14 protein-coding genes are annotated in these 14,760 nt (G+C 43.2%); 1 reads left to right on the top strand and 13 read right to left on the bottom strand.

The window, feature by feature from the left end:
• Position 1 precedes the first annotated feature (1 nt).
• Positions 2–1,441, bottom strand: coding sequence for a global transcriptional activator MafR (gene mafR, locus ECA01S_RS06980; RefSeq protein WP_067393128.1), 1,440 nt, complete (start codon positions 1,439–1,441; stop codon positions 2–4).
• A gap of 143 nt (positions 1,442–1,584) precedes the next feature.
• Positions 1,585–2,700 (bottom strand): AI-2E family transporter, encoded by a 1,116-nt coding sequence (locus ECA01S_RS06985; protein WP_067393131.1) that lies wholly within the window; start codon positions 2,698–2,700, stop codon positions 1,585–1,587.
• A 97-nt stretch (positions 2,701–2,797) separates the two neighbouring features.
• Between ECA01S_RS06985 and ECA01S_RS06990 the strand changes: the two genes are divergently transcribed.
• Positions 2,798–3,556, top strand: a complete 759-nt coding sequence (locus ECA01S_RS06990; protein ID WP_169792765.1) for a DUF92 domain-containing protein — start codon at positions 2,798–2,800, stop codon at positions 3,554–3,556.
• Here the strand turns inward: ECA01S_RS06990 and ECA01S_RS06995 are convergent.
• The 11 genes from ECA01S_RS06995 to ECA01S_RS07040 form a co-directional block, all read right to left on the bottom strand.
• The gene (locus ECA01S_RS06995) at positions 3,521–4,261 is read right to left on the bottom strand and encodes a tyrosine-protein phosphatase (RefSeq protein WP_067393136.1); all 741 of its coding nucleotides are present in this window, start codon (positions 4,259–4,261) and stop codon (positions 3,521–3,523) included. The two genes, ECA01S_RS06990 and ECA01S_RS06995, sit on opposite strands and share 36 nt — an antisense overlap.
• Positions 4,262–4,358: 97 nt before the next feature.
• On the bottom strand, positions 4,359–5,063 hold the full coding sequence (gene nagB / locus ECA01S_RS07000; RefSeq protein ID WP_067393140.1) for a glucosamine-6-phosphate deaminase: 705 nt from the start codon (positions 5,061–5,063) through the stop codon (positions 4,359–4,361).
• A gap of 139 nt (positions 5,064–5,202) precedes the next feature.
• Positions 5,203–6,306 (bottom strand): family 8 glycosyl hydrolase, encoded by a 1,104-nt coding sequence (locus ECA01S_RS07005; protein WP_067393143.1) that lies wholly within the window; start codon positions 6,304–6,306, stop codon positions 5,203–5,205.
• Between the two features lie 14 nt (positions 6,307–6,320).
• On the bottom strand, positions 6,321–7,631 hold the full coding sequence (locus ECA01S_RS07010) for a glycosyltransferase family 2 protein (protein WP_067393146.1): 1,311 nt from the start codon (positions 7,629–7,631) through the stop codon (positions 6,321–6,323).
• On the bottom strand, positions 7,624–7,758 hold the full coding sequence (locus tag ECA01S_RS14715) for a hypothetical protein (protein WP_281176654.1): 135 nt from the start codon (positions 7,756–7,758) through the stop codon (positions 7,624–7,626). The genes ECA01S_RS07010 and ECA01S_RS14715 overlap by 8 nt, the downstream gene beginning before the upstream one ends.
• 11 nt (positions 7,759–7,769) lie before the next feature.
• A complete protein-coding gene (locus ECA01S_RS07015; RefSeq protein ID WP_067393149.1) occupies positions 7,770–8,627 on the bottom strand; it encodes a hypothetical protein in 858 nt (285 codons plus the stop codon).
• A gap of 63 nt (positions 8,628–8,690) precedes the next feature.
• Positions 8,691–9,287 (bottom strand): NUDIX hydrolase, encoded by a 597-nt coding sequence (locus ECA01S_RS07020; protein ID WP_071858943.1) that lies wholly within the window; start codon positions 9,285–9,287, stop codon positions 8,691–8,693.
• 73 nt (positions 9,288–9,360) lie between these two features.
• Positions 9,361–10,497, bottom strand: coding sequence for a mannitol-1-phosphate 5-dehydrogenase (locus tag ECA01S_RS07025; protein ID WP_067393152.1), 1,137 nt, complete (start codon positions 10,495–10,497; stop codon positions 9,361–9,363).
• Complete coding sequence (locus tag ECA01S_RS07030) at positions 10,497–10,940, bottom strand: PTS mannitol transporter subunit IIA (RefSeq protein ID WP_067393155.1); 444 nt, start codon at positions 10,938–10,940, stop codon at positions 10,497–10,499. The genes ECA01S_RS07025 and ECA01S_RS07030 overlap by 1 nt, the downstream gene beginning before the upstream one ends.
• Before the next feature lie 11 nt (positions 10,941–10,951).
• Complete coding sequence (locus ECA01S_RS07035) at positions 10,952–13,012, bottom strand: BglG family transcription antiterminator (RefSeq protein WP_067393159.1); 2,061 nt, start codon at positions 13,010–13,012, stop codon at positions 10,952–10,954.
• A 64-nt stretch (positions 13,013–13,076) separates the two neighbouring features.
• Entirely contained in the window at positions 13,077–14,507 is a 1,431-nt protein-coding gene (locus ECA01S_RS07040) for a PTS mannitol transporter subunit IIBC (RefSeq protein ID WP_067393161.1), read from the bottom strand.
• Positions 14,508–14,760 lie beyond the last annotated feature (253 nt).

Raw genomic sequence — 14,760 nt, forward strand, 5'->3', positions numbered from 1 at the left:
ATTAGAAATAGGTATCAAAGGTGAGCTCTGCTAAACGGCGGAGCTCATTTTTTGTTGGCACCGTTGACAAATAAAAAACCGGCAGTGGTGCTTGATCTAATGGAAAATTAGACAAAATCAGATCACTAGCCGCTACGGGCAGTTGGGCCAACTCCGTCACTTCAATCGTCTTTAGCACAATTCGTTTACCCAAATAGTCCGCCAATTCTTGCTCCAAAAAGGCTTTCCAAGCGGGCTCTCCTTGAAACAAAAAGTAAAAAGTTCGTGTCTCCGGCCTCACGGCAAACAGTGCTTGTTGCTGCAGAAGCGTCATCAAATGCAGTAAATAACTAGGGCGCGCCTTGCTATCAGTCAACTGAGCCGTTAATAAAGCCAGATTTTGACTATAAAACGGACTTGCAACGACCCGCTTGGCATTGATACCTTGATAATCTGCTTCAAACTGAGCGGACAATTCAGGGGACTCTTGGTATTTTAGCAATAACAAAAGTAAATTATCGGCTAGAGCCGTTGCCGCTAGATTCGCCTGAGTAATCCTCGCCAAATCTGCCACAAAATCCGCAAGTGTTTCAGCCAGCAACTGATATTGTTGAACTAGGGCTGTTTTGAGCTTTGCGCCAAAATGATTATTGTAGTTCCAGCTTTCCAAATAACAGAAAAACACAAAAAAGAGTTCCTCTTGCTGCAGATAGACGCCCTCCTTTTGATAGAGCGTCTTTAGAAAAGTCGTGTGTACTGTAAATAGCGGATCTGTTTCCTTGAAAGAAATTCGCTCGATAGGACAACCTGCCTTACTGCGAATGGTGTTAATGAAGAACCAGCAAACACCAAAGATTTCCTCCGTTTCAGCTGTCAAATCTGCTTTTTCGATTTGTCTTAAAAACTGAAAATAGTGACTTTCATGTACCGCGTAGTCTTCAAAAAAGTAATTATTATGAGTAAAAGGCACTAGCAGTCGTTGATAAAAGATCCGAACACTACTCTCCGCGCCAGAAAAATAGGCCTTAGTGGTCGTCAATTCTATCTGGATCTGATAGTCGGTCAGCTGCTGATTGACTTTACGGGCATGACGCTTCAAGGTCTCAAAAGAGACGCCGGTTTCTCGCAAGAAAGGTTTGACAGCTAACTCTTTTTTTACCAATAACCGCTTTAAAAGTTCCACCACAATAGATTGAGAGAGAAAAATTTCCCAAAGGCTATTCGTGAGTGCCTCTTTCTTAGCTCGCAGTTGAATACCATTACTATCTGTTTGGATCTGCCAGTCTGGCGGCAGTTGGGTCCGTATCACTTGTAGGTCGGCAAAAATGGTGCGCTCCGTAGTTTCCAGCGCTTGCGCTAATTCTTTCGCCGTGATTTGCGGTTGATTCAGAAGTTGCTCTAACAAGCGAATTTGCCGGTGTAAATCTTTTTCCGTAATGATTTTTTTCAGCATTGAGTACATAGCGTGCCTCCTTTTAAATTCAGCATACGGAGAAAAAAATTTCTCGTCAAGCGTTTACCTAGCAACTAAAAAGAGTCTAGAGCATAACTCAAAAAGTTATGTCCTAGACTCCTCCGGATAAACGCTTATCCCAGCCTCATGTCTTAATCCATTGAACCGTCTTGAAAACTCTCTGCTTTTCGCAGTAGATAGATTTTGCGGATATTTAAAACCAACGTTTTGATAACCGCATAAACAGGGATACAAATCAGCATCCCAACAATTCCGCCGACACTCCCGGCGGCAATCAAGACGAGGATAATCGTCAGTGGATGGATATTCAGTGACTTGCCAAACAGCAGCGGTTTGATTAAATTTCCATCTAATTGTTGAATAACTAAAATTGATAAGCCAATTTTTAACGCCTGCCAAGGGGAGATAAATAAACCAACTAAAACGGCCGGTACCGCCCCAATAAACGGACCCACATAAGGAATAATGTTGGTAATTCCACAGATGACTGCTAGTAAGAGGGCATAGGGTTGATTAAAGAGCGTCATGGCAATAAAACTCATGACTCCGATAATCAGAGCATCCACCACCGTGCTACTAATATAAGCCGAAAGCGTCGTATTCATTTCTCGCACTGTTTCCCGTAACTCATTACGAATGCTGCTAGGGAAAAAGGGCGTTAAGGCATCTAAAAATTTATGGCCATCTTTAAACATAAATAAAAGAATAAACGGGACGGTAAAGAGCAAAATCATAAATTGCAACAAGACCGAAGCAATCCGTGCTACACTGTTGGTAACTGTGGTCAAAGCAATATTCAAAACATTGCTGATAGTGAGGTTCATCTGTTCAAGTTGTGCTTGGATATCCCAATTACGAATACTTTCATGACGACTCATTTCGTCGATCCAGTCATTGATTTGTTCCGCATAAACCGGAATTGACTGGCTCAGATCCATAAATTGAGTGGCCAACTGCGGAATGACATTCATCACTGCCAGAATTACAATTAGTAAGACGATACAAAAGGTAATCAGAAAACCAACTACTCGCGGCACATTGCGCTTTTCTAGAAATACCACAATCGGATCAAACATATAATAAAGAAATCCCGCCACCAATAATGGCATAAAGATTGCTGAAATCATAGCCAACACGGGATGAAATACATTTGGCATCTTCAATAAAAAATAGAGCCCAATAATAGTCAGGACGATTTCTACCGTCCAGAAAAATAGTCGTGATTGTTTAAATTTTGATACGTTCATAACACGCCTCCTTTTCTCTCATTGTAACAAAAAGGACCCGACTTTCGTTCAAATTCTCAAAAAAAGGATGAATCTTATGACTTTTCTTTACTTGTTCATGAGTGCCCTCATTGCCGGCACTGCTTATCTCGCTAAACTATTGACCTCTTCTGGCGCTGTGACTGCTGTTTTTTTTGGTTGGCTATTGTTTCTTTTGGCGCCGTGGCCAGCTTGGCTGGCGGTGGGTTTTTTCTTTCTCAGTGGTGGCATCCTAGGTTATTTCGCTAAGGATACCATTGCGGAAAAGGGCAACAGGCGTGATGGCTGGCAAGTATGCGCGAATTTACTGCCTAGTCTACTGAGCCTCCTTCTCTATCAAGCGACGCAGCAACCCCTTTTTCTAGGGGGCTTTTTTGGCGGACTAAGTGGCGCAACGGCTGACACTTGGGCTTCAGAAATCGGACGGCTATCTCTGGCAACGCCTTATTACATCCTCTCCCACAAGCCAGCCCAAACAGGGCTCTCGGGTGGTGTCACTTGGCTAGGCAGTATTGCCGGCTTTTTTGGCGCATTCTTCCTGACCTTATTGACTTGGTGCTGTTTTTGGCTAAGGGGAGAAACCTTCACTGCTGGCTGGTTTTGGTCATTGGTTTTCATTGGACTAGCTGCCATGTTTGTGGACAGTCTTTTAGGTGAAATGCTCCAAGTAAAATATCGTTGTAGCGTCTGTGGCCAATTGACGGAACGCAAAAAACACCATCAACAACCCACCCAATATGTCCGTGGACTCCCTTGGCTGAATAATGATGGTGTCAATTTTCTGTCCTTAACCGTTGCAGTTTTACTTACCTGGCTCTTGCAAATAAATTTTTTGTAGTTCTTTTTTGATATTAGGTTCCCCTAATTGCTCTAAATAGCCATCAATTGAGCCATAAGTCTCGTCTAGCTGTGCAAAAGCTGCTTGCAGATAGTCAGCTTTGACTTCATAGGCTGTTTTTAAGCTAGCCAATTGACGTTGAGTAGCACCTGCTGCAGCTGCCTCTTGTAAAACCACTTCATTAGCGGCTTGACGGGCCTGATTAGTGACTAAATAATCTTCCATAATCAGCGTCCGAGGTATGCCTAACGCTTCTAAGGCCAAGGCTGCGGCTACCCCCGTCCGGTCTTTACCCGCAAAACAGTGGAACAGAACCGTGTCGCCACTGGCTAATGTTTCAAAAAAAGCGCGAAACCCCTTTTGAGCAGTTGCATCAATAATTAACTGTTGATAGATTGCTTGCATTTTTTCATCAATGACTGCGATGTCCCACTTCAAAAAATTCTCACGACTAGTATCATCGGGGATAGTGGCCATCAAATCGATGGGCAGATGATTGACTCCTGGCAAATTGTCATCCGGTCGTAACAGTTGTTCTCGGGGACGTCTAAGGTCCACAATTTGCGTCAAACCATGCTGAGACAATAGCACCGTTGCTTCTTGATCTAACGCTACTACTTCGCCAGAACGCAGCAAAGATTTACCGATAACCTGCCCAGAAGTGGTCCTTAGTCCTTTTAAATCACGAAAATTTACAAGATTCATTGCAGTTCCCCACCTTTCTCCCTCAGTATAACAAATCCCTGGTACGCGTCAAAAAAAAATCTTCCAACCACAGCGGGTTAGAAGATCTATCGTTTCATTAGCTTAATTTGCTAGCTGCTGCTTCATCAATGATAACCACTACATCATCATGATTTTGGAGTACGCTTGCTGGCAAGTGTGTTGTAACAGGTCCTTCGATCATGCCTTTGATTGCGTCAGCTTTGCCTTCGCCAAAAGCCATCAACAAGATTTTTTTACTCTTCATAATAGAAGCGATTCCCATAGATAAAGCTTCTTTAGGCATATCGTCTTCGCTGGCAAAGTAAACTTTGTTAGCGTCAATTGTTGATTGCGTTAATTTCACCACATGGGTTGTTTCTTCAAAAGAAGTTCCTGGTTCGTTGAAACCGATATGGCCATTATGACCGATACCTAACACTTGGATGTCAATTGGATGTTCTGCAATCACGCCATCGTAACGTTGGCATTCAGCCTCTAAATCAGTTGCCAAACCATTTGGTACAAAGACTTCTTTAAATGGTTTTTTGTTGAATAAATGGTCAAACATGAAGTAGTGGTAGCTTTGGTCATCATCTGGTCCTAAGCCCACATACTCATCTAAGTTGATAGAAGTCATATTGGAAAAATCAAGATCACTTGCTACCATTTCGTTATACATCGTTACTGGCGTACTACCTGTTGCCAAACCTAATACTTTTGCGTCTGCTTGGATACCGTCGCGAATGATCTCAAATGCTTTTTTGCCGCCTTCTGCTGCGTCTTTTACACGAATAACTTTCATGAATTACCGCTCCTTGTCCTATCAATTTGGTATAGCCCAATTATAGCACGCACCGTCAGCCTTGACTAGTATTTCCTATCGATCTAGACCAAATTTTTGCAAAAAAAAGGCTGACTTCGTTAAAAGTCAGCTTTTCGAGTTATTTCACCGGATACATCCACAGGGTCACTAAAACTTTCAGTGTCTCGTTATAATAATTATCTCCTTGAATTGGTTCGGCAATCACCCAGTTTTGCGAAGTAATCAAACCACTATAAGCAGCATCCTGTTTCCCCGCCAATAACAAGGGTGCCGAGAAGGCCAGCGACTGATAGTCCTGCAATGGTTTGCCTTTTAGCGTATAGCCTGCATAAACAACGGTCTGCTCATTAAAAAATGGCAACATTTTATCTAACAATTTTCGTGAGCCTTCATCGTCGGAAAGTGCTAGCCGCATCGGAATCCGACAAGCATTATCTGAATAATCCCCATCATAGGCATTGCTAACCTCATTGGCTTTAGCTGGCGTCACCTTTTCCCCGATCCAAGCAAAATCCGGGATCAGCCCCGTTTTATCATCACTAAGTTCTGTCAATAACGCTAGTCCCCGCGTCTTGACCTGCTGCCAAAAAGCGTCTTGCGTGAAGTCATAAAACTTTTCGAAATAGCTAGGCATCACATCCGATGGGCGCAACAAGGTGCTAGCTTTTTTATCAACAGTCGCCCAATCCCCCACCGTCAAAAAACCAGTTTCAGGGTTGTAATTATACTGCTGAATACTGGTTAACAGCTGCTGCGCTAGCTGCTGATAACCACTATCAGGCCAAAGTTCGGCCGCTAGCACGAGGGCGTAGGCAATATCCAAATCACCATCAGTAGCATTGTGTTGACTCACCGATTGCCACCCTTGTTTCGTTTCTTCCTGCTTCCAGGCCATCAAAGCATTGGTATCACTAAGTTGATGGGCCTGATAATAAGCCACTAGCTCTTTAAACTCCGTTTCTGTCGCAAAACCTTTTTCGGCTGCTAGAACGGTAATCACCATCCCATAGCCCTGCGCTTCGGAAAGGGCGGTTTGTTTACCGGCTGTGGTATTGACGTAGCTGCCTACTGCCGCTGGGCGAACATAAGCATTCCGCCAATCTTCGTAGGCTTTGATTTGAATTCTTTGATCATTCGCTGAAATACTCATAAATAAGATCCCTATATAAGAGACCAGCAGTACAGCCGCGATGCCCCAAAGGACGAGTGGTTTTCGTTTCATGCTGGTCTCCCTCCTTAATCGTTGAATCGCTGTGTTTTATACCATTTTGTGCCATCTCGTTTTAAAATACGGTCTAACATCAGTGAGAAAAAGGCGACTAATGACACCATTAAAAACAGTTGTGAATAAGTAAAATACGAGGCCACCGAATAAAGAAAATTCTCGGTAGTCGCTTGTCCATACTGACTAACTAAAGCAATGTTGATTTGCAGCAGATAGATAGCGAACATCAAGGCCCAGTTAACTAACAAAATCGCGGCAATTTGCCGATTACCTCCCCCAAAAGTAAAGGGTAGCTGCATCGGAATCCCGACAAAATTCATAAACATCACCACCAAATTTGCTAAAAAAATCAAATTGGAAACGACAATCGCAAAATTGAACCAAAAGAAGGTATTGACATAATAAAAGACTTCCCATTTGATGCGCCAATTACTACGATCTATTAGATGGTGGAGATTGCTGGTGATTACTTCATAATTGCCCTTAGCCCACCGTTTTCGCTGATAGTAATACACTTTGACCGTCTCTGGCTCTTGCTGAAAGGCCTCCGATTGAGGTGCTAAGGCAATCAGCAGGCCTTTCTCCATCAGCTTAAAGGACAAGGCCGTGTCTTCCGTCAAGGCACCATTATCCCAGCCACCGATTTCTTTCGCATAGCGCGTTTGGATAATAAAGTTGGTCCCCGGAATGTGACCAATTTTAAACAACTGCCACAAGCCGGTGTGTTGAATCCGTTGACTGGTAACAACTTCCAAATTGATACAACGGGTTAAAAAGTTTTGTTTATAATTCCGCGTCTTATTCCGACCGAAAACAGCCGTATAACGTTCCGGATCCTCTAAGCCTTTTTTGACTAGGAAATAGAGGGCATTTTGCTCCGGCATGGCGTCAGCGTCATACACACAAAGCCACTCCCCCTGCGCATCCGCCAGCGCATCATTTAGCACACCAGCTTTCCCACCAGTTCCTGTCCGCTCAATGATGCGAACATTAAAGCCTTGGTATTCCTCTCGCGAAATCAGTTCCTGCGCCTCGGCATAGGTATTGTCATCACAGTTATCGGCAAAAACCATGATCTCCATTTTTTCTTTTGGATAATTCATCCGTAAAATTGACTTCACGGTATCCTTGATCACCAGCTCCTCATTATGAGCAGGCACGACGATGGTCACCACGGGATAGCGGGACAAGGGCGGCAATTCTCTCGTGGGCCGTTTTAAATGAGTCAGTAAAAAGCGCACCGCTCCAAACAAGGTCAACAAGGAGAAGAAAACCGAGATCCAAATGGAAACAATCGTAAAAATCAACATTCCTCTAGCCACGGAGATTCCTCCTTTTGAAATAGCGCCAGACCCTTGATTGGATCACTAATGAGCAGATAAATAGCGCGACAGTGATGATAAAAAACAAGGCGGTCACAATGATACTCAACCAATAAAAAATTCGCATATCAGGGCCTCCTATACGATATATTCTTCTGCTAAATCCGTTTCAGCTTGACGGTTCAATTTACCTAAAACCTGCTCCGGCGTTAATTGGCTGTCACTCTCCACCACAAGTAGCCCACTGCGAATCGTGATATCCTGGTCATGATCAAAAGGGATCAGACCCATCTGGGTTTTAGTCACTTGATTCAGTTCTTCAATTTCACCAATACAATCTGCATTAAAGAGTGGGGTAATCACGACAAAGGCTCCCTCATCGACATAAAAAAGCTGTTCTTCTGGCAAGCGGATCACAGTTAAATCATCCGCCAAAATCGTCAATAGCTCATTGGTACGTGATTCGCTTTGATAGCGGTATTGATCCAAAAAGTCTACAAAAAACAGTGAGATCGCTAGCCTTCGTTGCTTGCTGGGACGCAGAGAAATACTTGTTAAGAATCGTTGATAGGTTTCATTAAATGCCGTCAGACTGCCTAACTGTGTTAAAGCATCGGTATTTTTTAAATAAGCTACTACATCGCGGCGATTGCCAATGAGCTGGTTTCGTAAAAAAATATCCGTTTTAAGCCAATAACCTACCAATGAAAAAACGGGCACGATAAAAATCAGATAATTCTTCAACCAAGGGCTCATAACCACGGGATAAAAATAGAGGATAAATGCGCCAATCGCCATCATGATCATGGAGATGATTACGACAAAAAGTGAAGTCCCCATCATCCCAAAAATGATACCTAGCAAGACCAAAACATTTACATAATAGAACGTCTGCCCATCTACATAATGATACAAGAGTAAATTATGTGCTAAGACTAGAATCATTAGCAAAATGACACCTACTTCTAGCGGGATTTTGTAGCGTAAGTTTTTCATGGCATTCCCTCCTTTTCCTTTAGACTAGCGAAAAATAAACTAAATCACCAACTTTTTGCCTTATTACTGGGAAAAAGCCTTTTCTCGGAGCTGAAATAGTTTTTGTAGCTGCTGAACTGTCGTGCGCTTTTCCGATAGCGGCGGCAACTTGTCCAGTGAAAAGTAAGCACTTTGAGTCGTTTCACTGTTTTCGATGAAGCGACCAGAAACTGGTTCACAAGCGAAAATCAATTTATAGTACTGGGAAAGTTGCGGAATATCTGAACGCAAATTCGTATCAAAAACGGCCAATAAACCGGCGACTGTGACTGTCAGTCCTGTTTCTTCCAGTACTTCTTTTTGAACATTTTGACTGGGCGAAACACCGATCTCCGCATATCCCCCCGGCAGCGACCAGCGTCCGCTGGCAGTGTCTTGGACTAGTAATACTTTGTCGCCTTCTGTAATAAAGCCCCGCACATCGACTTTGGGGGTAGGGTAACCAGAATCCGCTACGAGCTCTTGAATAGTCGCCACATCTGTTTTCCCCACTTCTGCCAATAACATCGTCGCCAGTTCATATAATTCCTGATAGCGTTCTTGATCAAAGACATCCTTGCCATACATTAAACCCGCTTGAGCAAGGGCTAAAATTCGCTGATAGCTTTGTAATTTTTCCAATTTCCTCACCTCTTTGCTTTAGTCTATCGAAAAATACAAAAAAAGTCTGAGGATATCCCTCAGACTCGTGAATTTAAGCCTCGACTGCTTTTTCAATAGCGGTCAGTAATGTTGGATCAGTTAATTTAGTGACCTCTTTAATCACTTCTGGCAAACTTTGTGCTTTAAGCATGGTTTGCAGCTTGACGCTTTCTTCATCAGTTGGGTCATTATAATGGAAAACTTTCGCTACTGTGTCTACCAAATGATCATAGTTCAAACCACGATCATGCAGCTCACGAATTGGCCGAATAAAGCGTTCATCGTAGCCAAGTTTACGAATCGGCGTGCGGGCTACGCGAGTAATCGCATCTGAAATATAGGGATTTTGAAAGCGGCCGATAATCTTATTGATATATTGTTGATGCGTTGCCGGATCGAAATCCCACTTATGAATCAACAAGTCCCCTGTTTCCTCCAGCACAGCCTGTAACTGAGTTAGGACGCGTTCATCCTTGATAGCCTCATCAATCGTTTGATAATCGTAGAAAGCGCCAGTATAAGCCGTTGTCGCATGCCCCGTATTTACGGAGAATAATTTACGTTCAATATATGGTTCTAAATCAGCCACATAGTGCACACCGTTTAAGCGCAGATCCACTCCTTTACTTTGGGTTTCATCAATCACCCATTCAGAAAAAGGTTCAACGGAAACAAATAGCGGATCCTCATGATGTTGAATGGGCACAATACGATCGACTGCCGCATTAGGGAAGCCCACCGTTTCCTCAACGTAAGCTTGCTCTGCAGGTTCTAAAAAGGCCATAACCTTGTCCTTTAGAAAAGCCGAGCCTCCAATCATATTTTCACAGGCAATCACATCAAAAGCGGGCTTTCCTTGACGGAAACGTTCTTGAATGCCCTTAGCAATCAACTCTGCGATAAAAGGCAAAATATTAGGGCCAATCGCCGTTGTCACGATATCGGCTGCCGCAATCGCCGCCACCACAGCTTCCGGTTCCTGCTGATTATTAAGTCCGGTCACATTCGTCACCGTCATCCGTTCTTTCTTTTCATCCGCCAGCTCAATCTCATAGGTACCGCGGGCTTTCAAGGCATCAATAATCGTTTCATTGATATCAACAAAGGTGATAGCAAAACCGTTTTGCGAAAGAATTTCGCCAATAAAACCGCGACCGATATTGCCGGCGCCAAAGTGAACTGCTTTCATTAGGCTTCTACCTCCTCTAACATTGCGGCAATTGCTTCTTTCGAATCCGCATTCGCCAAGCGAACCACATTCTCAACATCCGAACAGAAAATCGCGATTTTAGAAAGTAGGTCTAAATGTTCATCACCAATACCTGCGATCCCAAAAATGACCATTGCCAGTTTTTCTTCGGTACCGGTTGTATCAAAATCCACCCCTTCTGGAATTTGAATCACAGAGATCCCCGTCTTCTTCACAAATTTTTTGGCTTCGTCAGTACCGTGGGGAATTGCGACAAAGTTTCCCATATAGGTAGAAACTAAGTTGTCTCGTTCAATCATCGCCTCGACGTAAGCCGCCTCAACGCAACCGGCATCAACTAATAACTGTCCCGCGGCTTGAATAGCTTTGTCCTTGGTTGGATAGCTTTGGTTTAATAAAATCATGGATGTGTCTAACTTCATGTGGCATTCTCCTAATCTATATTTCGTATTTCCCCAACGAAGAGGGAGCTAAGTAGCTGATAAATAATTTCTTTAGAGCCATGTTTGTAAATCTCGGTATTCAAGTCGCTTTCAATGACCGAACTGCTGATTTTTCCTAATAAATGTTGATCTTCCGGTGATAAGGGATCCGGTGCCAGCATTAGTAAAATTCGTTTCAGTTCGATACTCTGCTTATCCATGCCTAATATCGGGAAAGTCTGATCTAATTCATAAATACCAAAGTAAGGCATTTTGACCCAAGCATTGGCACTGTGGAATAAGGCAATATTGGAATTAGGAATACCAATCGGTGCCACTAAATAGCGTTGAATCACCTGCTCAGCGACCTTTTCGGCATCCGTCACGACAAAACCTTCCAGCTCTTTCAGAATAGCCAAGAGTGTTTCTTCTAAGGTTGCTTGACTCGTAACTTGTTTCAAATCAAACTGTTTCAATAAATTATTGGCAACCTTCATGGTTTGATAAATATCGTCAAATTCCTCTGCCGATTGTTGCGGAATCACGACTTCTTTTCTGGCTGGCAATTCACTGTTAAACTCTTGTTTGATGTATTGGCGGATCTCTTGAATCTCGTCGTCCAATAATAATGGCGAAATCACTTTATAAGGCAACTGGAAACCGGGTAGAAAAATCGTCGATAAAATCATATCGTATTGCTCAAAATGAAGCCGCTCCATTTGTGAAAGGCGGGCAACTTCTACCTGCTCGACTTCCGGTAAGAATTTTAAAATCCGACTTTCTAAAATTTTGGCTGTCCCTACCCCGCTAGAGCATAAAACTAAAACCGCTAAATCACGACTACCAGGATTACGTTCCAAGGAGGTCGCAAAGTGGATCACGATATAACCCAATTCATCTTGTGATAGCTCATGCTCAGGAAAAACTTGTTTTAGGGCTTTTTTGACTCCTAAGTATAATTGATGATACTCATTAATAACTTTTTCTAATAAAGGATTGTGGTGCTGCTGCCCCAATGCCACCGGTCGTTTGAGGGCCGCTGCCATATGGGCCATTAAGTCATAAAACAAGGTTTCATCTTTCCGAAAATCGATGCCCGTCTCACCGGCTGTTAGTCGAATCAACTCTTTAATCTTATAGGAAAGCTCGACATCAAAAGACTCAAGAAAAATATTCTGAGGAATCTTGTAATTCAAGCCTTCTAGCTGACGGGCAAAGAAATTTCGTTCGTTCTCATTGATGGTCTCCCCCAGCTGTTGTTCCATGAAATTCATGATTTGACGCGCCACCTGTAAAGAATCTTTGCGAATCCGGTGGCTATCTACCGTTTGAGAGAGCATATGACCACTCACGATACGGTCAATGGAAATCGCTAAAATCAGCAAAATCTGCTGCAATTGGTTATCAATTACTTCTGTAAAAAGTTTGTCGGGGTTATGCAAAATAATCTGCTTAGCCCAAAACAGTGAACGTGGTGAGACTTGTTGTAGGAAAAAGTTTTGTGGCAGTGGCTGCGCGTCACTGGTTAATTGATGCATATATTGGAAAAAGTCGTATTCGTTGACCCGTGTATAAATCAAACTGCTGAGGATTTGACGACGTTCCTTTTCACCACCTACCACGATTACGCCCCGCGACTTGCGCCTTTCCAGCTGCAACTGATAATCGGGAAAAGTCGTTTCAATCACTGTCAAATCAGCGTTCACGGTACTAACACTAACCTCAAAGTCAATTGCCAAGGCTTCCATCGTCAGTTCTTCTTCCGCTAGTAATAAGACTACAGCCAAAGCTTGCTGGCGCTCTACCGTATCGAAAGCCTCTTCCTCATCCAGTGAAAGCTTTCGTTTTAACTCTTCGATTTGAAATTCTTCGCCGACTAGACGGTAACCGGCGCCTCGTGGCTTAACGATTTGAATCTGTAACTGAGCTAGCGTCGCTTCAATACTGGAAATTTCTCGGTAGATGGTACGGCGGCTGACTTGTAGTAGTTGTTTCAATTCTTCTACCGTCACGCCATTGCGGTATTCCACCAACAACTCCAAAATCTTTTTTTCGCGATATGAAAAGTACATGGCAACCTCCCTTCTTAAAAACAACGTAAAGCAGTGAAGAAACTCCACTGCTCTACGGGTATCTTTATTTCTTCATTTTGTCGACGATTTCGTCATATCTTGGACTATTTAAGAAGTTTTCTACCGAAACGTGAACGGCATGTGGTGTTTTTTGTTTTGCGCGTTCCGTCAGCTCTTCTTGGGTCACAATCAGAACATCGTCTTCATCTTTCAAATTGTTGATAGCAGAGTTGGTGACCGTCACATCAATGCCGGCCTTTTTCACTTTGTTTCGTAAGATGGAAGCCCCCATCGCGCTTGAACCCATACCAGCGTCACAAGCGAAGATAATGTGAGTCACATCATCGAAAGTTGCTGCATTGTCGGCTACGATTTTTTCCGTCATAGTCATTGTTTGGCCTTTAGAAGCCGCTTTGGCCGCTTGTGTTGCAGCAACCGTATCTTCAAAAGCATCTTCTTCCACGGAGTGATCCGCTTTTAAGACCACCATCCCAATCAAGAAGGACACAACTGCGCCAGCTAAGACCCCAGCAATTACTGGTAAGTAGCCGCCACGAGGTGTCATAGCCATGATGGCGATAATTGAGCCTGGTGAAGCTGCTGCTTGTAGACCTGCACCTAATAATTGGAACGTGAAAGTACCAGCTACACCACCACCGATAACTGCTAAGAACATCAATGGTTTCATCATGACATATGGGAAGTAGATTTCATGAATCCCACCCAAGAATTGGATGATAATCGCGCCTGGTGCCGAAGATTTCGCGGAACCTTTACCAAATAGAGAGAAGGCTAACAAGACACCCAAACCTGGTCCAGGGTTCGCTTCTAATAAGAAGAGAATTGATTTTCCGGCTTCTGCTACTTGTTCTGTTCCTAATGGTGTCAAAATGCCGTGATTGATTGCGTTATTCAAGAATAAGATTTTTGCTGGTTCAATAAAGATATTAGCCAGCGGCAATAGGTTAGCATTAACGATGGTTTCAACGCCGGCTGCCATCACATTGGTCAAGCTGGTAACCACTGGTCCAACTGCGAAGAAACCTAAAATTGCTAATCCGAAACCAAGTAAACCTGCTGAGAAGTTGTTAACTAGCATTTCAAAACCAGCCCGAATTTTATCTTGGAAAAGATCATCGAATTTCTTAATGACCCACCCCCCTAAAGGACCCATGATCATGGCACCGATAAACATCGTGACATCCGAACCAACGATAACCCCCATCGTAGCGATTGCCCCTACAACTGCTCCTCGTTGACCATGAACCATGCTACCACCCGTATAAGCGATCAATAATGGCAATAAATACGTTAGCATTGGTCCAACTAGTTCGTTCAACTGCGCGTTGGGAATCCAACCTGTGTCAATGAATAATGCTGTAATAACACCCCATGCAATAAATGCGCCAATGTTGGGCATGACCATGCCACTTAGATAACTTCCTAAGCGCTGGATTTTGGCCTTTAGCCCAGTACCCTGTGCTGTTTGTTCCATTTTTCTTCCTCCTTTATTCTTTCTACACTTTTATTGTAAGCGCTAAAGAAAGTGGTTTCAACAACTACCACCTATACCTTTGGCACACTTCTATGTGCCAATGTGCCACTTTAGGTCAAAATCAAGTAAAAGAGGACATTTTTCTGAATAAAAAAACAGACCAATTCCACTTTTCAGGATTGGTCTAAAAAAAAGCATCTGGAACATAACTTTTTGAGTTACGTCCCAGACGCTTCCTATTACTATTTTACGC

This window comes from Enterococcus canis NBRC 100695, assembly GCF_001544375.1.
In the GTDB taxonomy this organism is placed as follows: Bacteria; Bacillota; Bacilli; order Lactobacillales; family Enterococcaceae; genus Enterococcus_H; species Enterococcus_H canis.

What these genes read in the sequence shown, in the direction of transcription:
- nagB (WP_067393140.1), bottom strand. Translation starts at nt 5,063, where the DNA reads ATGAAAGTTATTCGTGTAAAAGACGCAGCAGAAGGCGGCAAAAAAGCA.
- ECA01S_RS06990 (WP_169792765.1), top strand. Translation starts at nt 2,798, where the DNA reads ATGAGTGCCCTCATTGCCGGCACTGCTTATCTCGCTAAACTATTGACC.
- ECA01S_RS07025 (WP_067393152.1), bottom strand. Translation starts at nt 10,497, where the DNA reads ATGAAAGCAGTTCACTTTGGCGCCGGCAATATCGGTCGCGGTTTTATT.
- ECA01S_RS06995 (WP_067393136.1), bottom strand. Translation starts at nt 4,261, where the DNA reads ATGAATCTTGTAAATTTTCGTGATTTAAAAGGACTAAGGACCACTTCT.
- ECA01S_RS07015 (WP_067393149.1), bottom strand. Translation starts at nt 8,627, where the DNA reads ATGAAAAACTTACGCTACAAAATCCCGCTAGAAGTAGGTGTCATTTTG.
- ECA01S_RS07035 (WP_067393159.1), bottom strand. Translation starts at nt 13,012, where the DNA reads ATGTACTTTTCATATCGCGAAAAAAAGATTTTGGAGTTGTTGGTGGAA.
- ECA01S_RS06985 (WP_067393131.1), bottom strand. Translation starts at nt 2,700, where the DNA reads ATGAACGTATCAAAATTTAAACAATCACGACTATTTTTCTGGACGGTA.
- mafR (WP_067393128.1), bottom strand. Translation starts at nt 1,441, where the DNA reads ATGTACTCAATGCTGAAAAAAATCATTACGGAAAAAGATTTACACCGG.
- ECA01S_RS14715 (WP_281176654.1), bottom strand. Translation starts at nt 7,758, where the DNA reads ATGCGAATTTTTTATTGGTTGAGTATCATTGTGACCGCCTTGTTTTTT.
- ECA01S_RS07030 (WP_067393155.1), bottom strand. Translation starts at nt 10,940, where the DNA reads ATGAAGTTAGACACATCCATGATTTTATTAAACCAAAGCTATCCAACC.
- ECA01S_RS07040 (WP_067393161.1), bottom strand. Translation starts at nt 14,507, where the DNA reads ATGGAACAAACAGCACAGGGTACTGGGCTAAAGGCCAAAATCCAGCGC.
- ECA01S_RS07005 (WP_067393143.1), bottom strand. Translation starts at nt 6,306, where the DNA reads ATGAAACGAAAACCACTCGTCCTTTGGGGCATCGCGGCTGTACTGCTG.